The organism is Sphingomonas sp. NCPPB 2930 (assembly GCF_042867205.1).
In the GTDB taxonomy this organism is placed as follows: Bacteria; Pseudomonadota; Alphaproteobacteria; order Sphingomonadales; family Sphingomonadaceae; genus Sphingomonas.
In genome coordinates this window covers 224,367-245,796 of sequence record NZ_JBHZQU010000002.1, presented here as the reverse complement: position 1 = coordinate 245,796, position 21,430 = coordinate 224,367, and the positions used below count along the sequence as shown (strand labels likewise).

Below are 21,430 nucleotides of genomic sequence, written 5' to 3'. Positions count from 1 at the left end.
CGCCGCCGCTTCAGGGTTGGAGGCGGATCATCGCCACGCCGTGCGGCGCGACCTCCGCCTCGTAGCGGCGGGACAGACGGCCCAGATCCTTATGCATCCACAGGTCGCGTGCGCGCAGGCGCGTCGTGGCGGGCAGGCCCAGCTGCGTCCAGTCCGCGCCGATCCGCGCGGGGGTCTCGCCCCGGTTCCAGAACAACAGGGCGCGGCCGCCATCGGCCATGGGCTTGACCCAGACCTCGCGCGGGCCGTCGCGCGCCACCCGGTGGCCTTGCACGCCCAGCGGGTCCTGATCGACCGCGATGACGTCGCGGTTCAGCAGGATGTCGCGGGTCGCGGGCGTCATGGCCGCGACGTCGTTGCCCGCGATCAGCGGCGCCGCCATCATCGCCCAGAGCGAGAAATGCGCGCGATATTCGGTGTCGCTCAATCCGCCATTGCCGACTTCCAGCATGTCGGGATCGTTCCAATGGCCGAGCCCGGCAAAGGGCCAGAGCGGCTCGTTCATGTCGACGATCGACGCCACGCCCCAGCTATAGCCGTGCTTGCCTTCCCATTTGTCGGTGATGTCGCCGGTGGTGCGCCACATATTGCCGATCTTCGCACCCCATAGCCAGGGCCGCGAATGGCCCCATTCGCATAGCGAGAACAGGATCGGCCGCCCCGTCGCGCGCAGCGCATCGGCCATGGTCGCATAGGCTTCCTCGGCATTGCGCACGCCCGTCGAGCACCAGTCATATTTCAGATAGTCGACGCCCCAGCGCGCATATTGCAGCGCGTCCTGATATTCATGCCCCTGGCTGCCCGGACGCCCGCCACAGGTCTTGGTGCCCGCATCCGAATAGATGCCGAACTTCAGCCCCTTGGCATGGATATAGTCGCCCAGCGCCTTCAGCCCGCCGGGAAAGCGCTGGCGATCCTCGGTGATGAAGCCATTGGCGTCTCGCGCGCCGTGCCAGCAATCGTCGATGACGATATATTCATATCCCGCCGCCTTCATCCCGTTGGACGCCATCGCGTCCGCCGTCCGGCGGATCACATCCTCGTTCACGTTGCAGGCGAACTTGTTCCAGCTGTTCCAGCCCATGGGCGGGGTCTGGGCGAGGCCATTGGCGGTGCGCTTGGGGTCCTGGGACGGGGCGAGCGTGTTGGGATCGGTGTCCAGCACCTCCTGCGCCGTGGCGGGAACGGTCATCTGGAGCAGCAGCGCGGCGGCGAGCGGGCGGGCGAAACGACGGAGCATGGCGGCCTCTCCTTGCGCTTATCGGGTCTTGGGGAGCCGGGCGATGGCCGCGGCATGGTCCGCGACGATGCGGACCGTCGTGTCGCCGGTGAAGATGCCGTACCAGCCCTGCGGCTCGTGCGGCGGATCGCCCATATACTGGCCGTCGCCGTCGCGGAACCGATAGTCGAGATGCTGCGCGCGCGCCTCGCCGTTCCAGGCCCAGAAATTGGTCCCCGCAATCGGTCCGCCCGCCGCCATGTCGCGCAGCGCGGCGGCATAGATCAGGCGATAGAAACGGTCCTTATAGGTCGTCGCGACCTTCGGATCGTTGCTGCCGCCGTCGCGCGGATAGCCGAACTCCTCAATGATCAGCGGCTTGTCCAGCTGGCGGGCATAGCCGACATGGCGGGCGATATAGTCCTGGGTCAGCGTCTCGCCGCGCTTATAGGTGTTCGCCAGATCGGCCTGCTTCACCCAGTCCCAATTGTTGGGCCAGATATGCGCGGTCAGATAATCGATCGCGTCGGTGCCATGTTCGGCCAGCAGGATGTCGGGCTTCTCCAGCGTGCCCTTCAGCCCTTCCGATCCGGTGCAGACCAGATGGTTGGGATCGAGCGACTTGATCAGCGTCGCACTGTCGCGGACCCAGCCATGGAATTGGTCGAGATCGGCATGCGCCAGATCGCCCGCCGGGCGCGGCTCGTTGGACAGTTGCCACGCCATGATCGTCGGGTCGGCCGCATAGGGCATTGCGGTGACGCTGTTGGTGCGCGACACGATGGTGCGGATCCAGTCGCGGTACATGTCCTTGGCGCGCGCATTGCCATAGAATTGCGCGTTGAAATTGGCGAAGGCGGGCCAGGGATGCGCCGGGTCGTTGGCGTTCAGGAACTGGCCGCCATTCACATAGGACAGATAGGTCATCATGCCCCCCGACCATTCCCAGAAATTGGTCAGGTACAGGACCGCGCGCATGTTGCGCTTCGCCATCTCCGCCAGCGCATAGTCCAGCCCGGCGAGCAAGGTCCGGTTGGTCGTGGTGGCGGTGCGGAAACCCGGCTTGATCGAGTCGCGCAACGGCCCTTCCTCGGCCGAGGCGAGGATGCGGATATTGGTCACGCCCATCGCCGCCAGCGCATCCAGCTCGCGCCGCAGCCGGGCGCGGTCGCCATAAGGGGCATCGGCGCCCAGATAGGCGGCGTACCACATATTGGCGCCGACGAAGCGATAGACCGCGTCGCCGATCATCAGGCGGGTGCCCTTGCGACGGACGAACAGCTCCCGCTTCGCGCCCGCCGCATCGGCGCCAGTCGCCACGCCCGCGCATCCCGCCAGCAAGGCCGCCGACCCCAGAAAGCCGCGACGATCGATATCCATGGTCATGCCCGCATCCTCCCCCTCATATTGTTTCCCGACGCGGCTTTGCCGTCGTCATGGTGCAGGTCGATCGACCTGATTCCATTGGCATAACGAAGAATAATGCAAATTGCTTGCGGTATTTTGAGTAGCCGAAACCCTCCCTCACCCATCACCCCGGCGAAGGCCGGGGTCCAGTTACGGGGCGATGGCAACGACCTACCAACGCTTGCCCGACCGGACCCCGGCCTGCGCCGGGACGGTGAGGGTGTTTTTGCAGCGATCCCCCTACAGGAGGATTGCCGATCAGCGCATCCCGCAGCTGACCGGGCCCGGCGGCGCGCTGGCGATGCGGATCGACGAGATGTCGAGGCCCAGCTTGCCGGTCGTCGCGATCGTCCAGGGCTTCGTCACCGAGGCCATCGTCACGCCGCCATCCGCGAAACAGCGCAGCGGCACCGCCAGCTGGCGCCATTCGCCCAGCGTCCCCTTCAGCGCGCCGGTGATCGGCACGGTGGCGGGCTTGCCGCCCTCCATGCCGAGCAGGACCTCGGCGGTCGGGGCCTGGGTCACGCGGTAGTCGACCAGCAGGCTCAGCTGGCCGTTGGACTCGCGGGTGATGTCGATCGGCTTGGCTTCCTCGATCGCGGCGCTCGCCGGGCCGGTGCCCGCGAAGGCGAAGCGCAGGCTGTCCTCCTGCGCGGCGCGGTCGACGCGGCTCTGCTGCACCGCGCCCGCCACGTCCAGCCGCGCGCCCGCGACCACCCGGCCACGCACGAACAGCGCATTCTGGTCCCCCGCCGCCACCGCCGGACGCGCCTCGCTCAGCACCGGCACGGTCGCGCCCTGCGCATAGGTCAGGCCATAGCCGATCGGGAAGAGCGGGTCGTAATTGGCATCCCGCTTGTTCAGCACATATTGGTCGAGCCGCTTGGGCCAGGAGAAGCTGAGCTTGCCATGGAAGTCGTGGCGAGGCTTGCCGTCGCGCCCGGCAATCAGCACGTCCGCCACGCCGCCGCCCTCGGTGCCCGGCAGGAACGCCGCGACGAATGCGTCCGCCGCGTTCATCTCGGGGTTCACCCACAGCGGACGCCCCGACAGGAACACCGCGACGACCGGAATCCCGGCCGCCTTCAGCTTTTTGAGCAGCGCCAAGTCGCTCTTGTCCTCGGGGCTGTATTCCAGCGTCGGGCGGTCGCCGGTAAACTCGGCATAGGGGGTCTCGCCGAACACCACGATCGCCGCATCGGGCTTGGCGGAGTAGGCGCCGTCGACCGCCAGCACCGCCTTGCCGCCGCCCGCGCGGACCGCCTCGTCGATGCCCGCCCAGATCGACTGGCCGTTGGGGAAGTTGGCGTTGGTGACGCCGGTGCCCTGCCAGGTGATCGACCAGCCGCCCGCCTGCTGCCCGATATTGTCGGCGCCGCGCCCCGCGACCAGGATATTGGCGCCGGGCTTCAGCGGCAACAGGCTGCCATTGTTCTTGAGGAGCACCATCGACTCGCGCACCGCCTGGCGGGCGATGGCGCGGTGCTCGGGCGAGCCGATCAGGCCGAACTTGCCAGACACGGGCCGCGAGGACGGACGCCCCGCCTCGAAGCTGCCCGCCAATATCTTCACGCGCAGGATGCGGCGCACCGCATCGTCCAGCCGCGCGGCCGGGATCGTGCCGTCCTTCGCCTCGCGCAGCGTGTTGGCGTAAAGCTGCTTCCAGCCCGCACCCGAATACATGAACATGTCGAGCCCGGCATTGATCGCCGCCGGGCAATCCTCGTTGTTGCAGCCGGGCACCTGGCCATGGGCGTTCCAGTCGCCGATGGTGAAGCCGTCAAAGCCGAGCTTGTCCTTCAGCACGCCGGTCAGCAGGCTCTTGTTGCCGGTCATCTTCGTGCCGTTCCAGCTGGAGAAGCTGGGCATCACGGTCAGCGCGCCCGCGACCAGGCCGCTGCGATAACCGGCGGCGTGCACGTCGCGCAGCACCTCCTCGGACACGCGCGTATCGCCCTGGTCGCGGCCGCCGGTGCCGCCATCGCCCAGGAAATGCTTGATCGACGAGATGACATGGCCCGGCTTCATGAAGTCGCCGCCGACGCTGCCCTGAATGCCCTCGACCATCTTTCCCGCATAGGATTCGACGATCGCCGGATCCTCCGAATAGCTTTCATAGGTGCGGCCCCAGCGATCGTCCTGCACCACCGCCACGGTCGGCGCGAAGCTCCAGTCGATGCCGGTCGCGGCCGTCTCCGCCGCCGTCGCCGCGCCGATTTTGCGGATCAGTTCGGGGTCGCGCGCCGCACCCAGCCCGATATTGTGCGGGAACAGCGTCGCGCCGACGATATTGTTCGCGCCGTGCACCGCATCGGTGCCCCAGATCAGCGGCACCTGCGGACGGCCATCGCTGCGCTTCGCCGAGGCGTCGTAAAAGGCGTCGAACAGCTTCAGCCATTCGGGCGCGGGGGCAAATTCGTCATTATTGGGCGCCGAATTGCCGCCGTTCAGGATCGAGCCGAGCTTGTACGTCTCGAGGTCCTTGGGCGTGATCGAGGCGATGTCGACCTGGATCAGCTGGCCGACCTTGTCCTCCACGCTCATCTTGGACAGGATTTGTTCGACCCGCGCCTCGACCTTCGGATCGCGCTGCCGCTTCAGGGGCAGTCGGGGCCAGAGATCGGGATGCGCGACCGCCGAGGCCTCGGCGGCACCGGCGGCCTGTTGCCCTGCTGTCTGGGCGGAAACGCCGCTGCTGAGCGCGGTTGCGGCCACCATCAGGGCCAGCGTGCGGGAAAACGGCATGGTACATCCTCTCCTGTCGATTTTCATGCGACGTTCCGGTTTCATGACAGCGCTGTCAACAAAACATATTTCAAATTTTCTTTTTACCGCTCTACGCTTCGCAACGGCTTCGTCGGATATGACCGAGGGCACGAAAAACAAAGGCGGCGCCGTGCCTTGCGACCGCCTGATGCTTGCTGGAGACGTTGATGCGCTACGCCCCTGCCCTTCTGCTGCTGCTCGGTGCCGGAGCCTCCGCGCAGCAGGTGCCGCCGCCCGCCGCCGCCAAGCCCGACGAGGGCGAAATCCGGCTGCACAATGATTTCGGCTGGCTGGGTCGCTACCAACAGGCCAATGCCCGCGTGACCGGGCCGGTGACGATCGTCTTCATGGGCGATTCCATCACGCAAGGCTGGTTCGACAAGATGCCGGACTTCTTCACGCCGGGCCGGATCGGGCGCGGCATCGGCGGCCAGACGACGACCCAGATGCTGCTGCGCTTTCGCCAGGACGTGATCGACCTGAAGCCCAAGGTCGTCCAGATCATGGCGGGCACCAACGACATTGCAGGCAATACCGGCCCGATGACGCCCGAACAGACCGAGGCGAACATCATGTCGATGGCCGAGCTGGCGCGGGCGCACGGCATCCGCGTCATCCTGGCCTCCATCCCGCCCGCCGATCACTTCCCTTGGCGGCCGGGCCTCGACACCGCGTCGCGGATCGCGGTGCTCAACGACTGGATGAAGGGCTATGCGGCGCGCACGGGCGCGACCTATGCCGATTACTGGTCGGCGCTGCACGACGGACAGGCCACGCGCGCCAGCCTGACCTATGACGGCGTCCACCCCAATGAGGCTGGCTATGTCGTGATGGCCCCGGTGGCCGAGGCCGCGATCCGCACCGCGCTGGCCAAGCCCGTCACCCGCTGATCGATTCCAAAAACAAGGGCCGCGGTGTCGCCACCGCGGCCCTTTTTCATGCGATCGTGCCGACCGATCAGTAGGTCAGGCGAACGCTCAGCTGGAACTGGCGATCGCTCTTGAAGTACGACCGCGGCGCTTCCAGGCCCGAGCTGTTCAGCACGAAGGTCGTGCGCGTCGTCGCGTCGAGCAGGTTCTGGACCTGCAGACCGATCTTGAACTGCTTGTTGACCGTGTAGAACAGCGAGGCGTCCGCCTGGCCCGCCGCCAGCGAATAGACCGGCAGGAACGGGAAACAGCAGTCGCGGTTGGTCAGCAGATACTTGGACCGCCAGCTATAGGCGATGCGCGCATAGATGCCCGCATAGTCATAGAAGGCCGACACGTTGAAATTGTACTTCGACAGCTGGGCCAGCGGCAGCGTGCTGTACAGCCCCGCCACGTCGACCGGCGGACGGTTGCCGTCGGCAGGCCCGTTGTTCGGCGTCGCATTGGGGATCTTGCCCGGATCGACATAGGTGAAGGTCGCCTGCGTCCCCAGGCCGCGCAGGATGCCCGGCAGGAAGTCGTAGGTCTGCTGGTACGAGATTTCCGCACCCTTGATATGCGCCGTGCCCGGTGCATTGGCGGGGCCGTTCACCGACACGGCGTAGGTCTGGCCGTTGTTGGTGAAGTCACGGACGAACCCGTAATTGTCGAGGATGATGTTCGACAATTCCTTGTAGAACACCGCACCCGTCAGCGAGCCGACCTTGGCGAAATACCATTCGGCGGTCAGGTCGACCTGCTTGGCATCGACCGGACGCAGATAGGGGTTCCGCGCGCTCGACTGGAAGCCATAGGACCCGGTCGTGTTGCTGCCCGACGGGCTGAGGCCGACGAAGTTGCGCAGATCGGTGAAGCCGGGGCGCGAGATCGCCTTGGACGCCGCCAGACGGAACAGCAGGGTCGGCGTCACCTGGTACTTCAGGTTCAGGCTGGGCAGCCACTTGTCGAAGCTCTGCTTGGCCACGTCGGTGGTCGACGCGCCGTTCGAGAAGGCGACGACCGCCGCCTGCTGCGCGCTGGTCAGCGTACAGATCGGGCGCACCGTGTTGGTGTCGTTGGGCGAGGCGCAATAGGCCGCGACGGTCGGGAACGTGCCGATCGTCGTGCCGATCTGCGGGAAGGTGATGCCGCCGGTCGATTCATCCCGCGTATGGACGTAGCGCAGGCCGATATTGCCCGACAGGCTGGTCTCGCCGCCGCCGATATTGTCGATGCCGAAGTCGACGCGCGCATAGGCGGCATAGGTCCGCTCGCGCATCTTGTAGACTTCGTTCGGCCGGAAATAGCCGTCGACGAGGTCGGAGCCGCGATCCTCCAGCGGGACATAGCCGCCGCCCGACGCCTTGGTCGCCTCGCGCAGCAGCGCGGTCAGCGCGTCGTGATCGGTCAGCAGCGCATCGCGCAGGCCATAGGTCGTCGGCGGGGTCACCACCTGACCACGATAGAAATCGGTGAAGTTCAGACCGGTCACCGCGCTCGAATATTTGTCGAGCGTCGCGGTGCTGGAAGTCCAGGTGTCGGACACCGCGCCCCAGTTGTTATAGTCGTTGGTCTTCACCGTCTGGTTGCGGTCCGAATAGCGGCCGCCGACCCGCACCTTGCGCAGGAACGAGTCCTCGGACACGTCATATTGCGCATCGGCCTTGAACGCCCACTCGTCGCCGTCGCTGTGCGTGCGGTTGTTCATCGCGTCGCGGATGAAGATCTTGGTCGGGTCGCCGAAATAAGCGGCGGCGGACTGGCCGTTGGGCGGGATCACGTTGATCAGCGGCGCACCGTTGCTACCGTCGATCCGCACGCCCGAGAAGGTCGCCAGTTCGACCGTGTCGTCCGAATCGCGGCCCTTCGAGAAGACATATTGCCCGTCGAAGTTCAGGTGCAGCCGCTCGGTCGGATCCCACTTGACGTTGACCGACTGGTCCTGCGTCGCGCCGTCCGTCTTGAAATAGCGGTTGGCGAGCGTGGTGTACTGGCCGCCGCCGTTGCGGATCAGCGTGCCCGAGGTGAACAGGCCGTTGGCGTCATAGGTCGGCTGGGTGAAGCTCTGCCCCGCGATCGGCGCATTGGGGTTATAGCCCTGCGGGAAGATCTGGTTGGCGTCGGCATAATAGACGTTCGGCTCGACCGTGCGGTCCAGCCAGGTCTGCTTGGACTCGGCGCGCAGGAACTGAGCGGTGATCAGCAGGTTGCCGCGGCCATTCTCATATTGCGCCGAACCGGCATAGCCGATGCGGGTGCGGTCGAACTGCTGCATGCGCGAGCCTGCGCCCAGCGGCACGTACACGACGTTGCGGCCCGACGGCACCGGATAATGGTCATAGGCGGTCGACGCATAGGGCGTGCCCGCGTTGATCGTCCGGCCCTCGCCCGCGTCCTGCTGGCCATTGCCGTTGGTGTCGTCATTGTAGCGCGGGATGAACGCCGAATAGAAGACCGAGTCCGACCGGCTATATTGCTGGTTGTAGCTGCCGCTGGCGAGGATGCCGAAGCGGCCGCCATTGCCCAGCTGCCACTGCTTGGAGAACAGGCCGACGACGGCGGGCGCGCTGCGCTTCGAGAAGTCGCCATAGTTCACGCTGCCCGACAGATAGACCAGCGTCTCCTTGGTGTCGAAGGGCTTGCGCGTGTTGATGTTGACCGTGCCCGAGATGCCGCCTTCGATCAGGTCGGCGGTCAGGTTCTTGTACACGTCGACCGAGCCGACCAGTTCGGTCGGCACGTCGTTGAAGCCGATCTCACGACCGCCCGACACGCCGAAGCTGTCGCGGCCGTTGAACTCGCCGCGCACATAGCTGAGGCCACGGATGGTGACGCCCGAACCCTCGACCGAGAAGTGGGCGGTGTCGTTGGCGGCGGCGAAGCGGGTGATGGCGACGCCGGGGACGCGCTGCAGCGCCTCGTTGACCGAACGATCGGGGAGCGCGCCGATGTCCTCGGCGGTGATTGCATCGACCACCGTGTCGGCGTTGCGCTTGATCGACTGGGCATTGGCGAGCGACTGGCGCAGGCCCGTGACAACGATGTCACCCTGATTGCCCTCGGCGGCGGGCGTCGCGACATCGGTAGCGGTCACATTGGACTGGTCGGGCGCGGTCTGGTTGGCGATCGACGCACTGTTCGACAGCGGCTTCTTGCCCGCATTGGCACCGGCGGGCACGCTGGCCTGCCCGGCCGTACCGGCACCGACATTGGTCTGCGGCACGGACTCGTCGTCGCGGGAAGCGGGTGCGGGGGTCGTCTGGGCCGACGCGGTCGCGGGGACCATTTGCACGGCCGCACAAAGGGCTACGACCGAAACCGTGGCCGCCAGCCGCTTGCGGCTGACGCCGTCAGCCAAGATTCGCATGGTGTGCATGTACCTTCCCGATCCTCTCCGATGCGCTTCGTCATGGAAGCGCCCCCATTTTTTCGTGCCGCGTGATAGCGGTTATCATGCGGCTAAATCGGTGCCGATCCGGACTCAAGGGAAATATCTAAACTTGATTTAATTATTGAGGAATTGCATCGAACTGTTGCTGCCAGGTGACACTCCACAGGATCCCTGCGGGCATGATCGGGAGAGGTTCGAGTGAGCGGCGATCCATCGGCGGACGACCGGGTGCGCATCATCGTGATCGGCGGCGGCACGGCGGGCTGGATGACCGCGGCGGGGCTGGTCGGCCTGTTGCCCGCGGCGTGCACCGTCCACCTGGTCGAGTCCGAGGAGATCGGCATCGTCGGCGTCGGCGAGGCGACCCTGCCGCATCTGCGCGCCTATCTCGAACGGCTGGGCATCGACGAAGCCGAATTCATGGCGGCGACCGATGCCACCTACAAGCTGGGGATCGAGTTCCGCGATTTCGGCCGGATCGGCGACCGCTATATCCACCCCTTCGGCACCTATGGCCGTCCGCTCGCCGATATCGGCTTTCACCATTACTGGCTGCGTCGCCATGCCGAAGGCGCGCCGGTGCTGCCGATCGGTGCCTATTCGGCCGGGGTCTCAGCCGCCGAAGTCCGTCGGTTCGAGCGGCCGGGCACCGACCCCGACGATCCCACCACCAGCTTCGGCTATGCCTATCAGTTCGACGCGACCCGCTTCGCGCCCTTTCTCCGCCGCTGGGCCGAGGCGCGCGGCGCGCGGCGGACCGAGGGGCGCGTCGTGGCGGTCGAGCGCGATGCGGGCGACGGCGCGGTCCGGGCCGTGACGCTGGCCGACGGCACGCGGATCGAGGGCGATCTGTTCATCGACTGCTCGGGCTTTCGCAGCCTGTTGCTGGGGCAGGAACTGGCCGAACCCTGGGAGGACTGGTCGCACTGGCTGCCCTGCGACCGTGCGGTGGCGGTGCCGAGCGCCAGCCCCGACGCTCCGACCGAGCCCTTCACCCGGGCCACCGCGACCCTTGCAGGCTGGCGCTGGCGCATCCCGCTGCGCCACCGGGTCGGCAACGGCCATGTCTATGCCAGCGCATTCTGCGACGATGAACGGGCGGCCGAACTGCTGCTGGCCGGGCTGGACGGCCCCGCGCTCGCCGAGCCGCGCTTCCTAAAATTCCGCGCGGGGCGGCGGCGGCGTAGCTTCGTCGGCAATGTCGTGGCGGTCGGGCTCGCCTCAGGCTTTCTCGAGCCATTGGAGTCGACCAGCATCTATCTTGTCCAGGCCGCGATCACCGCGCTGGTCGAGCATTTCCCGGACGCCCAGGTCGCCGATGGCGACCGCGACGGGTTCAACGCCGCGATCGATGCCGAATATGATCGAATCCGCGATTTCCTGATCCTGCATTATCACGCCACGACCCGCGACGACTCCCCCTTCTGGAACCATGTCCGCACCATGACGGTGCCCGACACGCTGGCCGAGAAGATGGAGTTGTGGCGCGCCACCGCGCAGGTCGCGCATTATCGCCACGGCCTGTTCCTCGAGCCGAGCTGGGTCGCGGTCTATCTGGGCCAGGGCGTCGTGCCGCATGGCTGGGACCCGCGCGCCGATCGGCCCGAAGGCGCCGGGCTCGACCGCGCCTTGTCCGGGCTGTCGCGCGCGATCGCCGATCGGGTGGCGCGGATGCCCACCCATGACGCCGCCTTGGCGGCCATCGCGGCGGGAGCAGGCGCATGAACCGCCGCACCCTTCCCGCCCATGTCGCGGTCGCGGGTGGCGGGCCGGTCGCCTTCGCCGCCGCACTCGCCTTTGCGCAGGCCATGCCGGGCACGCGCGTCACGCTGGTCCCCGCGCCCGTGCCCGATGCCGCGCTGGCGGATCGCTGGCCGCTCGCCCTGCCGTCCGCCCATGCGATGCTCGCGCGGCTGCATTGCCCGCCCGACATGCTGCTGGCGCACGGCGTGGCGACGCCGCGCCTCGCCACGCGCTTCCTCGACTGGAGCGCGGACGGGACGGCGTGGATGGTCGCGGACGAGCCCGCCCCGCCGCTTGCCGGGGCACCGCTGCACCAGCTTTGGCTCCGGGCCGGGGCGCCGATGCCGTTCCACGCGCTCCACCCCGCCTGCGTCGCCGCCGAGGCGGGTCTGGTTCCCCGCGATATCGAGCCTGGGCTGCATCTGGACGCGCGGCGGCTGCGCGACGGGCTGGCCTCGCTCGCCCGGCAGGCGGGGGTTGGCCAAGCAAGTGCCCCGCTCGCCGAAGCGACGGCCGACACCGGTGGCGTGACGGCGCTGTATCTGGCCGATGGCAATCGGATCGAGGCCGATCTGGTCATCGACGCGACCGGCCCGGCGCGGCTGGTCGCCACCTCCCAGGGGTTCGAGGGCTGGGGCGACAGCCTGCCCTGCCATCACCTTCGGCTGGAGCCGTCCGCCGCCGCCGCCCCCTCCCCCATCGACAGCTATCGCGCCGTGGCGGGCGGCTGGACCGCGACATGGCCCGGCGCGTCGGTGAGCGCCAGCCGGGACGCGGCACCGGGCGCGATCGCCTTTGCTCCCGGCCGCCTGTCGGCGCCGATGCGCGGCAACGTCCTGGCGCTGGGCGAAGCGGCGGTGCAGCCGGGGCCGCTGGGCCTGACCGGCTTCACGCTGGCGCTGGCCCAGATCGCGCTGGCGCTGGAATTGCTGCCGACCGGCGCGGACATGCCCCTGCTGTCGGCCGAATATAACCGCCGCGCAAACCAGCGTGCCGACCGGATGCGCGACTTCCTCGCCGCGCATTACATCGCCACCACAACGCCGCCCGCCATGCCCCCGTCGCTGGCGACCATGATCTCCCAGTTCGAGCGGCGCGGCACCCTGCCCCCGGCGGACGAGGACTCGGTCGAGCGCGACGCCTGGATCGCGATGCTGATCGGCCAGGGCCTGCGCCCCGAGCGGCCCGACCCCATCGCGTTGGGCATTCCGCGCGAGGTCGCACGCCGGGCCGTGCTCGACAGGGCTGGACAGTGGCGCGCCGCCGCCGGAAAGCGCGGATCATGACCCCTTCCCCCATCGAACATGTCGTGATCGTCGGCGGCGGCACCGCCGGATGGATGATGGCGGCCGCCGCCGGGCGCTATCTGGACGATGGCCGCCGCCGGATCACCTTGGTGGAATCGGACGCGATCGGCACGGTCGGCGTCGGCGAGGCGACCATCCCCTCGATCCTGAACTTCAACGCGCTGCTCGGCATCGACGAGGCGGAGTTCCTGCGCGCCACCCAGGGCAGCTTCAAGCTGGGGATCGCGTTCACCGGCTGGCACCGCCCCGACAGCCACTATATCCACCCCTTCGGCCATCATGGCCGCGACATTCAGGGACTGAACTTCCATCAGCTCTGGCTGAAGATGCAGGGGCAGCCGGGCGTCGGGCCGATCGGCGACTATTCCGCCTCGACCGTCGCGATGGAGCGCGCCGCGTTCGGCAAGCCCCTGCCCGATCCGCGCTCGCCGCTGTCGGGGCTGGCCTATGCCTATCATTTCGACGCCGGGCTTTATGCCGCCTTTCTGCGCCGACGCGCGGAGGCGGACGGGGTCGCGCGGGTCGAAGGGCGGATCGTCGCGGTCGAGCGGCACGAAAACGGCGATGTCGCGGGGGTGCGGCTGGAGGATGGCCGCCGGATCGCGGGCGACCTGTTCGTCGACTGTTCGGGCTTCCGCAGCCTGTTGCTGGGCGACACGCTGGGCGTGCCGTTCGAGGACTGGTCGCACTGGCTACCCTGCGACTGCGCCATCGCGGTGCCGACCGAGCGGACCGAGCCGCTGCTCCCCTATACCCGCGCCACCGCGCACGAAGCGGGCTGGCAATGGCGCATCCCGCTCCAGCACCGGACCGGCAATGGCGTGGTCTATGCCAGCCGCTTCATGGACGACGATGCGGCGGAGCGCCTGCTCTTGTCCCGGCTCGACGCCGCGCCGACCGCGACGCCCCGTCGGCTGTCCTTCACCGCGGGATGCCGCCAGCGCCTGTGGGAGCGCAACGTCGTCGCGCTGGGCCTCGCGGGGGGCTTTCTGGAGCCGCTGGAATCGACCAGCATCCACCTGATCCAGCAGGGCATCTCGAAACTGTTCGCGCTCTTCCCCGACAAGCGGTTCTCGCCGGTCGAGCGCGACGAGTATAACCGGCAGATGGGCGACAATTACCGCTCGATCCGCGACTTCATCATCCTGCATTATCATGCGACCGCACGCGACGATTCGCCCTTCTGGGACCATGTCCGCACCATGGCCCTGCCCGACACGCTGACCCGCAAGATCGCGCTGTTCCGCGAAAAGGGGCGCATCTTCCGCTATGAGGACGAGCTGTTCGCGACGCCCAGCTGGGTCGCGGTGCTGCTGGGCCAGGGGGTGATGCCCGAAGGCTATGACCCGGTGATCGACGCGCTGGACGACGACCGGGTGCTCGCCGCGCTGCGCCAGATGCGACAGGCGACCGCCACCGCCGTGGCGGGCCTGCCGCCGCATACGGTCGCGCTGGCGCGGATCGTCGCCGGTCAGGGCTGACCGGCGCCCAGCATCCGCAACAGATAGCCGCGAATCCGCTCGTCCCGCTCGGGCGAGGGCGGCCCCAATATGCCGCGCACCGCCGGGGGCAGGTGATCCGCCACCCGCGCGGCATCCTCGCCAAAGACATAGTGGTCGAACCATTCGCGCATCGCCGCCCGCTCCGCCGCCGGTCGGTCGCGCACCGCCAATATGGCATGGACCAGCGCGGCGAAGGGCGCATCCGACGTGCCGCGCGTCCACCAGTAATTGACCAGCAGGTTCAACGGCCCTTCGGCGCGAATCTCGTGCCACCACATGGCGGGGATATAGATGGCGTCGCCCGGCCCCAGCTCGGCGACCTGGGCGGCGGCTTGCGCGGCGGCGAAACGGGGAAAGCGGGTCAGGTCGGGGCGTTCGAGGTCGACCATGCTGGTCGGCTGCCCCGCCATCGTCATGTCGAGCGGCCCGACATAGAGGTTGGCGGCCTGTTCGGGCGGGAACAGCACGACCCGGCGGCGTCCGGCCGCGACGGCGGCGATGTTGCTGGCCATGTCGTAATGCGCCGACACCCGGCTGCCATTGCCGATCCACAGCCGCGCCTGCGCATCGCCGACCGGCAAGGGCAGCGGATGGTCGCGGGTCCAGCCGGGGAAATGCTCGGCCGCGGTGCTGGCCCCGGCATAAAGCGCGGGCGGTTCATCCTGCCCCTCGTTGCGCAGCAACGCCTCGAGCAACAGGGGAAGCGGGATTTGCGCGCGCTCGAAATTGAAGCCGCTGAAATCGTCGCGGTAGAAGAATCGCCCGCCGATCGCGGGATCGCCCGCCATCAGCCCCAGCGGCCTGCCGCCATCATAGCCGCGCAGGCAGTCGGCGAGCGCCGCCGTTCCCCGCCGCCCCGCCGCGACCACCGGCCAGCCCTCGACCAGACCGCGCATTACCACCGGCGTCGCCGCTTCGACCAGCGCGAGGAAACCGTCCTGCGTGGTCGGCGCGCTCCGCTCCGCGACGCGGGGGGCCTGGGCGATCCAGTCGGCGGTCGCGCTCGCTTCGGAATCCTGTCTCATCACGGTTCGATCCGTGTCAGGCCCGGACGGGAAAAGGAAATGATTTTCGTTGCGTTGCGCCCCGCCGAGGGTAGCACGCGATGACATATGGGGCGGAACATCGGCCCCGTCAGGAGAGACGATGCCGCATATCCTGCCCCCGACACGGAGCTGCCGCCTGATGCTCGCCGGTCTGTCGCTGACGATGGGCCTGCCCGCCGCCCTGCCCGCCCAGTCGGGTGCGGCCGAGGCCATCCGCGCGCTCGGGGCCGAGACTCGGGCGGGGCGACCGTTGCCGCTTCATATCGGCGGGCGCGTGGTCGCGACGGACGGCTATCGGCGGCAATGGCCAGGCACCTATATCGAGGGCGCGTTCCGGGGGCCGACGGTCGATCTGGGGGTCGGCCCCGGTGCCGTGTCGCTGCGCATCCGCGTCGATGGCGGCGCGCCCATGCCGCTGGTCCGCCCCGCCCCCGGCCTCTATCGCATCGCCGCACGGGGCACAGGGCCGCACCGCATCCGCGTCGATGTCGCCAGCGAGAGCCAGGCCGGATGGACGGTGCTGCGCGGGCTGTTCGCCCCCAACGGCACAACCCCGCTGGCCGCGCCCGCGCCGCGCGCCCGGCAGATCGAGTTCATCGGCGATTCGCACACGGTCGGCTATGGCAACACCTCCCCCACCCGTCAGTGCAGCCAGGATGCGATCTGGCGGACGACCGACACGACGCTGGGCCTGCCCGGTATCGCCGCGCGCCGTTACGACGCCGATTATCAGGTCAACGCCATTTCCGGTCGCGGGATCGTGCGCAACTATGGCGGCTTCGCCGCGCCGACCTTGCCGGAAGCCTATCCCTATGCGCTGTTCGACGGCCGCACCCCGGCGACGACGCCCGGCTGGAACCCGCAGGTCGTGGTCATCGCGCTGGGCACCAACGACTTCTCGACGCCGCTGAAGCCCGGCGAGCGCTGGGCCGACCGCGATGCGCTGCACGCCGATTACGAGCGGCGCTATGTCGATTTCGTCGGCCGCCTGCGCCGCCACTATCCCCGCGCCTTCTTCGTCCTGTGGGCGACCGATCTGGCCGATGGCGAGATCAAGCGCGAGGTCGGCAAGGTCGTCGACCGGCTGCGCGCGGGCGGGGAACGGCGCATCGCCTTCGTGCCCGTCGACGGGCTGGGCTTTACCGGCTGCGACGCCCATCCCGACACCGATGACGATCGCAGGATCGCCGCCGCGATCGAACGGGTCATCGATGCCCGACCCGATATATGGACGCGCCGCTGATGCGCCGCCTCCTGACGCTGCTCGCCGTCGCGGCGGCCGCCATGCCCGCCCAGGCCGCCACCCGCTGGCCCCATGGTGCGAAGGCGGCCGTGGTGCTGACCTATGACGATGCGCTGTCCTCGCAGCTCGACCATGCGGTGCCCGCGCTCGACGCCGCCGGGCTGAAGGGCACTTTCTTCCTCGCCAATGTCCGCGCGCAGGATGTCGGTCGCTGGCGCGCCGTGGCGCATGAGGGGCATGAGCTGGGCAATCACACCATCTTCCACCCCTGCCGCGCCGCCGCCTTTCCCGCAGATCCACGCTACACCACCGAGGCCTATACCCCGGCGAGCATGATCCGGGAGATCGCGCAGCAGAATGTCCTGCTGACCGCGCTCGACGGCAGGATGCGCCACGGCTTTGCGACACCCTGTGGCGAGACGCGAGCAGGCGGCGTCGATTATCTCGAGCCGCTGCGCGCCGCCGGCCTCGTCACCTATGCGCGCGGGGTCAGCGCCAGCCCGACCGAGCTGGCGGCGGACGTCGCGCGGATCGACCCGATGCACATCCCCGCGCGCGGTTTCGGCGAAGGCGACGATGCCGCGAAGATGATCGGCTTCGTCGAACAGGCCGAGGCGGGCGGCGGCATGGCGGTGCTGCTGTTCCACGGCGTCGGCGGCGATCACCTGGCCGTCACCGATGCGCAGCACCGCGCCTTCGTCGCCTGGCTGAAGGCGCATCGCCGCGACGTCTGGGTCGCCACGCTGCAACAGGCGCTCGACTGGGCGCACGCGCATGCCGGACCGTCTTCGCGCCGATAGCGCGCCATCGGGAACTCTCTGCCGCCCCAATTCGTCAGCCATCATGACCCAAAATCGATCGTTTTTCGCCATTTGCGTGTAAAGGGATCGAGACTCGGCAATGGCGGACGATGAGGTGACGGGACGGCATGCGATGGCGGCGGCGTAATTTGGCTTCGATGAGTGCGGATGTGGGCGACGGACTGGCCCCGGCGGTCGAGGCGGTGACGAGCGGTTCGCGCCCTACCCCCGCCCCGAACGCCCGCCCCCCGGAACGCGGATATCGGGTCATCGCGCTGGTCGTCGCATCGGCCCTGTTCATGCAGCAGCTGGACGGCACCGTCCTGACCGTCGCGCTGCCCACCATGGCGCGCGACCTGGGCACGTCGGCCACCAGCCTCAGCTTCGCGCTGACCGCCTATCTGCTGGCGCTGGCGCTGTTCATTCCCGCCAGCGGAACGCTGGCCGACCGTTTCGGATCGCGGACCGTCTTCTGCTCGGCGATCGGCATCTTCCTGCTCGGCTCGGTGCTGTGCGCGCAGGCGGGGACCTTGCCCATCCTGGTCGCGGCGCGGTTCCTGCAGGGGATCGGCGGGGCGATGATGGTGCCGGTCGGCCGCCTCGTCCTGCTGCGCAGCGTCGCCAAGGAGGATATGGTCCAGGCGCTGTCCTGGCTGGTCATGCCCGCGCTGATCGGGCCGATCCTGGGGCCGCCGCTGGGCGGGTTCATCGTGACCTGGCTCGACTGGCGCTGGATCTTCTATCTCAACATCCCGATCGGCGTGCTGGGCATGATCGGCGCGATCCTGCTGGTGCCCGACGTGCCCGGCGATGCGCGGGCGCGGTTCGACGTTTCGGGCTTCCTGCTGTCGGGGATCGCGCTCGGCTGTCTGTTGTTCGGGTTCGAGCTGGCGAGCCGACCGGGGACGGGCTGGGCCGCGCTGGCGCTGCTGGCGGTCGGTGCGGTGCTGGCCGTCGCCTATATCCGCCATGCCCGGCGGGTCAGCGACCCGATCCTCGACCTGACGCTGATGCGCGTGCCGACCTTCCGCCTGTCGGTGATCGGCGGATCGCTGACCCGGATCACGCAGGGCGCGCAGCCCTTTTTGTTGCCGCTGATGTTCCAGCTGGGCTTCGGGCTGACCGCCGCGAAGACGGGCACCATCACCATGGCGGGCGCGGTCGGCGCGCTGGCGATGAAGGCGCTCGCGCCGCGCGTGCTGCGCCGCTGGGGCTTTCGCCGCAGCCTGATCGTGTCGGGGCTGGTCAGCAGCGCGGGCTATGCGACCTGCGCGCTGTTCCGCCCCGACTGGCCGACCGCCGCGATGATCGGCGTGCTCGCGCTGTCGGGCTTCTTCACCTCGTTCCAGTTCACCGGCTTCAACGCGATCGCCTATGCCGATGTCGAGAAGGAACGGATGAGCGCGGCGACCAGCTTCTATGCGACCTTCCAGCAGCTGACCCTGTCGCTGGGCATCTGCACGGCGGCGACGGTGCTGGAGCTGGGGACGCTGGTCGAAGGCAAGGCGCAGCCGACGCTGACCGTGTTTTCGGCGGCGTTCCTGGTGGTTGCCGCCATCTCGGCCTCCGCCGTGATCTGGAACCGCCGCTTCGCCGCAGATGCGGGGGCGGAGATGAGCGGGCACCGCCCGGCCCGGTGAAGCCGACCCGCCCCGCCGTCCGCAAACCGCTTGCATTGCATGTGTACAAATGTACACATCGCCGTCGATCCGCTGCTCGGAAAGGATGGATGTCATGCAGGAAAGGCGAATGTCGCGCCGGTCGGTCATGGGGGGTGCGATGGCGCTGACGGTGCCGGGTATCGGCAGCGCGGCGGCGGCGCAGGGCGCGGGCAGGCCGGTGCTGGGCCGCCGCGACGGCCGCTGGCTGAACGAGCCCCGGCAATGGAGCGTCGATGCGGCGGGCGACCTGACCCTGGTCACCGATCAGGGCACCGATTTCTGGCGCGAGACGCATTATGGCTTCACGCGCGACAGCGGCCATTTCCTGGGCTTCACCGCCCCCGACGCCTTTACCGCGCAGCTGCGCATCCGGGGCCGTTACGACAAGCTCTACGATCAGGCGGGCATCATGGTGCGCGTCGACGAACGCCGCTGGGTCAAGGCGGGGATCGAGCTGTCCGATGGCCGCGCGATGCTGAGCAGCGTGCTGACCGATGGCCGTTCCGACTGGGCGACCGGCCCCTATACGGGCGATGCCGCCGACTTCTGGATGCGCGCGACGGTCGCCAGGGGCGTATTGCGGTTGCAGGTATCGGCGGACGGCCGGACATGGCCGCTCGTCCGGCTGGCCCCCTTTCCCGTCGCCCCCGCCTATCAGGTCGGGCCGATGGCCTGCACCCCGGAGCGCAGCGGGCTGAGCGTCCGTTTTTCCGACCTGCGCATCACCGCCCCGCTGGGCAAAGACCTGCACGATCTGAGCTGATCGATGCGCCAGAAGGACCGGATGCTGGCGGGCGAGCCCTATACCGCCGACGATCCCGAACTGGCGGCCGACCAGGCGGCGGCGGCGGCGTGGATGGTGCGCTACAACGCGTCGCTCGCCGCCGATGCGACCGGGCGTCACGCGCTGCTGGTCGAGGGGCTGGGCAAGGTCGGGCGCAACGTCGTCGTGCGACCGCCCTTCCACTGCGACTATGGCTATAACATCGCGCTGGGCGACGGCGTCTTCCTGAATTTCGGCTGCGTCATCCTGGACGTCGTGACGGTGGAGATCGGCACGGGGACGCAGGTCGGCCCCGGCGTCCAGATCCTGACCGCCGACCACCCGCGCGACCCCGCGCAGCGCGCGCAGGGACTGGAATGGGGGCGGCCGATCCGGATCGGCGCCAATGTCTGGATCGGCGGCGGCGCGCTGATCCTGCCCGGCGTGACCATCGGCGACGATGCGATCATCGGCGCGGGCAGCGTCGTGACCCGTGACGTCGCCCAAGGCGCGACGGTGGCGGGCAATCCCGCCCGGCCGATCGGAGGATGAGCGCCCGGCTCGACCGGACCGGCATGGGCAAGCCGCATTTCGAGACGCTCGACGGCCTGCGCGGCACGGCGGCGCTGCTGGTCGTCGCCTTCCATATCCAGGGCATCACCGTGCTGTTCGATCCGGCGCGGCTGATGCTGCCCCATGCCTATCTCGCGGTCGATTTCTTCTTCGCGCTGTCGGGCTTCGTCATCGGCTATGCCTATGACGACCGATGGGGCACGATGACGGTGCGCAACTTTCTCACCCGGCGCCTGGTTCGCCTGCATCCGCTCGTCATGCTGGGCGCCCTGCTCGGGCTGGCGAGTTATCTGGGCGATCCCTTTGCCGATAGGCGGCAGGATGCCTCGGTCGCATGGGTGGCTCTGGCCTTCGTCGCGGCGATGCTCGCCCTGCCCTCGCCGTCGCTGCCCAACCGGCTGGGGGACAGCCATCCGCTCAATGCCCCGGCCTGGACCCTGTTTCAGGAATATATCGGCAATCTCGCCTATGCGCTGGTCCTGCGTCGGCTGCGGATGCGCGCGCTGATCGCGCTGACCGGGCTCGCGGCGATCGCCTCGCTGGTCACCGCGCTGTCGCTGGGGTCTTACGATACCGGCTGGGGGCTGGCCAATTTCTGGGGCGCGCCAGTCCGGCTGGCCTATCCGTTTCTGGTGGGATTGCTGCTCTATCGACTGGGCGACCGCCTGCCACGCATCGCCCTGGGTTTCCCGCTGTTGAGCGCGATCCTGCTGGCGCTGTTCGCCGCGCCGGTGCTGGGGACGTGGCACGGCATCGCGTTGAACGGACTGTACCAGGCCGGGTGCGTGCTGATCCTGTTTCCCGCCATCATCGTGGCGGGCCGACATTCGGCGGGCGGCCCTGCGACGCTGCGGCTGTGCAGGCTGGCGGGGCGGCTCTCCTATCCGCTCTACATCACCCATTATCCGTTCGTGTACGTCTATATGAACTGGGTGGCGACCCGACCGGCCAGCGGCGCGACGACCGCGGCGATCGCGGTTTCGCTCTATCTGTTCACGATCCTGTTCGCCGCGGCCGCCCATCATTATTGGGACGCGCCCCTGCGAAGGCGCCTGAATGCCCTGATAACAAAGCGATAAATTCACCGTCCCGCATTGCGCG

General features: G+C 68.3%; 15 protein-coding genes. 10 read left to right on the top strand and 5 right to left on the bottom strand.

The annotated features are described in order from the left end of the window. Window positions 1–10 precede the first annotated feature (10 nt). The 3 genes from ACFX59_RS04425 to ACFX59_RS04415 form a co-directional block, all read right to left on the bottom strand. On the bottom strand, window positions 11–1,240 hold the full coding sequence (locus tag ACFX59_RS04425) for a glycoside hydrolase family 27 protein (protein ID WP_387430025.1): 1,230 nt from the start codon (window positions 1,238–1,240) through the stop codon (window positions 11–13). 18 nt (window positions 1,241–1,258) lie between these two features. Further along, a complete protein-coding gene (locus ACFX59_RS04420) occupies window positions 1,259–2,605 on the bottom strand; it encodes a cellulase family glycosylhydrolase (RefSeq protein WP_387430023.1) in 1,347 nt (448 codons plus the stop codon). Between the two features lie 279 nt (window positions 2,606–2,884). Further along, window positions 2,885–5,371 (bottom strand): glycoside hydrolase family 3 N-terminal domain-containing protein, encoded by a 2,487-nt coding sequence (locus tag ACFX59_RS04415; RefSeq protein WP_387430021.1) that lies wholly within the window; start codon window positions 5,369–5,371, stop codon window positions 2,885–2,887. A gap of 188 nt (window positions 5,372–5,559) precedes the next feature. Here ACFX59_RS04415 and ACFX59_RS04410 point away from each other — a divergent pair, with 188 nt between their 5' ends. Beyond that, window positions 5,560–6,282, top strand: a complete 723-nt coding sequence (locus ACFX59_RS04410; protein ID WP_387430019.1) for a GDSL-type esterase/lipase family protein — start codon at window positions 5,560–5,562, stop codon at window positions 6,280–6,282. Between the two features lie 67 nt (window positions 6,283–6,349). Here the strand turns inward: ACFX59_RS04410 and ACFX59_RS04405 are convergent, their stop codons facing one another. Then, window positions 6,350–9,667: a TonB-dependent receptor gene (locus ACFX59_RS04405; protein WP_387430017.1), complete on the bottom strand. Its 3,318-nt coding sequence runs from the start codon at window positions 9,665–9,667 to the stop codon at window positions 6,350–6,352. Between the two features lie 222 nt (window positions 9,668–9,889). On the opposite strand from ACFX59_RS04405, the gene ACFX59_RS04400 reads away from it, so the two are divergent. The 3 genes from ACFX59_RS04400 to ACFX59_RS04390 are packed head-to-tail and all read left to right on the top strand — an operon-like array spanning window position 9,890 to window position 14,222. Next, window positions 9,890–11,416 (top strand): tryptophan halogenase family protein, encoded by a 1,527-nt coding sequence (locus tag ACFX59_RS04400; RefSeq protein WP_387430015.1) that lies wholly within the window; start codon window positions 9,890–9,892, stop codon window positions 11,414–11,416. Further along, window positions 11,413–12,720 (top strand): tryptophan 7-halogenase, encoded by a 1,308-nt coding sequence (locus ACFX59_RS04395; protein ID WP_387430013.1) that lies wholly within the window; start codon window positions 11,413–11,415, stop codon window positions 12,718–12,720. The genes ACFX59_RS04400 and ACFX59_RS04395 overlap by 4 nt, the downstream gene beginning before the upstream one ends. Further along, window positions 12,717–14,222: a tryptophan halogenase family protein gene (locus tag ACFX59_RS04390; protein WP_387430011.1), complete on the top strand. Its 1,506-nt coding sequence runs from the start codon at window positions 12,717–12,719 to the stop codon at window positions 14,220–14,222. The genes ACFX59_RS04395 and ACFX59_RS04390 overlap by 4 nt, the downstream gene beginning before the upstream one ends. Here the strand turns inward: ACFX59_RS04390 and ACFX59_RS04385 are convergent. Beyond that, a complete protein-coding gene (locus ACFX59_RS04385; protein WP_387430009.1) occupies window positions 14,213–15,268 on the bottom strand; it encodes a cupin-like domain-containing protein in 1,056 nt (351 codons plus the stop codon). The genes ACFX59_RS04390 and ACFX59_RS04385 overlap by 10 nt on opposite strands. A 121-nt stretch (window positions 15,269–15,389) precedes the next feature. Here ACFX59_RS04385 and ACFX59_RS04380 point away from each other — a divergent pair, with 121 nt between their 5' ends. The 6 genes from ACFX59_RS04380 (at window position 15,390) to ACFX59_RS04355 (ending at window position 21,408) form a co-directional block, all read left to right on the top strand. Next, complete coding sequence (locus ACFX59_RS04380; protein WP_387430007.1) at window positions 15,390–16,532, top strand: GDSL-type esterase/lipase family protein; 1,143 nt, start codon at window positions 15,390–15,392, stop codon at window positions 16,530–16,532. Beyond that, entirely contained in the window at window positions 16,532–17,332 is an 801-nt protein-coding gene (locus ACFX59_RS04375; protein ID WP_387430005.1) for a polysaccharide deacetylase family protein, read from the top strand. The genes ACFX59_RS04380 and ACFX59_RS04375 overlap by 1 nt, the downstream gene beginning before the upstream one ends. 158 nt (window positions 17,333–17,490) lie before the next feature. Then, window positions 17,491–18,972: a DHA2 family efflux MFS transporter permease subunit gene (locus tag ACFX59_RS04370; protein ID WP_387430282.1), complete on the top strand. Its 1,482-nt coding sequence runs from the start codon at window positions 17,491–17,493 to the stop codon at window positions 18,970–18,972. 109 nt (window positions 18,973–19,081) lie between these two features. Next, window positions 19,082–19,756 (top strand): DUF1349 domain-containing protein, encoded by a 675-nt coding sequence (locus ACFX59_RS04365; RefSeq protein WP_387430003.1) that lies wholly within the window; start codon window positions 19,082–19,084, stop codon window positions 19,754–19,756. Between the two features lie 3 nt (window positions 19,757–19,759). Next, the gene (locus ACFX59_RS04360) at window positions 19,760–20,308 is read left to right on the top strand and encodes a sugar O-acetyltransferase (RefSeq protein WP_387430001.1); all 549 of its coding nucleotides are present in this window, start codon (window positions 19,760–19,762) and stop codon (window positions 20,306–20,308) included. After that, on the top strand, window positions 20,305–21,408 hold the full coding sequence (locus ACFX59_RS04355) for an acyltransferase family protein (protein ID WP_387429999.1): 1,104 nt from the start codon (window positions 20,305–20,307) through the stop codon (window positions 21,406–21,408). The genes ACFX59_RS04360 and ACFX59_RS04355 overlap by 4 nt, the downstream gene beginning before the upstream one ends. The last annotated feature ends 22 nt before the right edge of the window (window positions 21,409–21,430 follow it).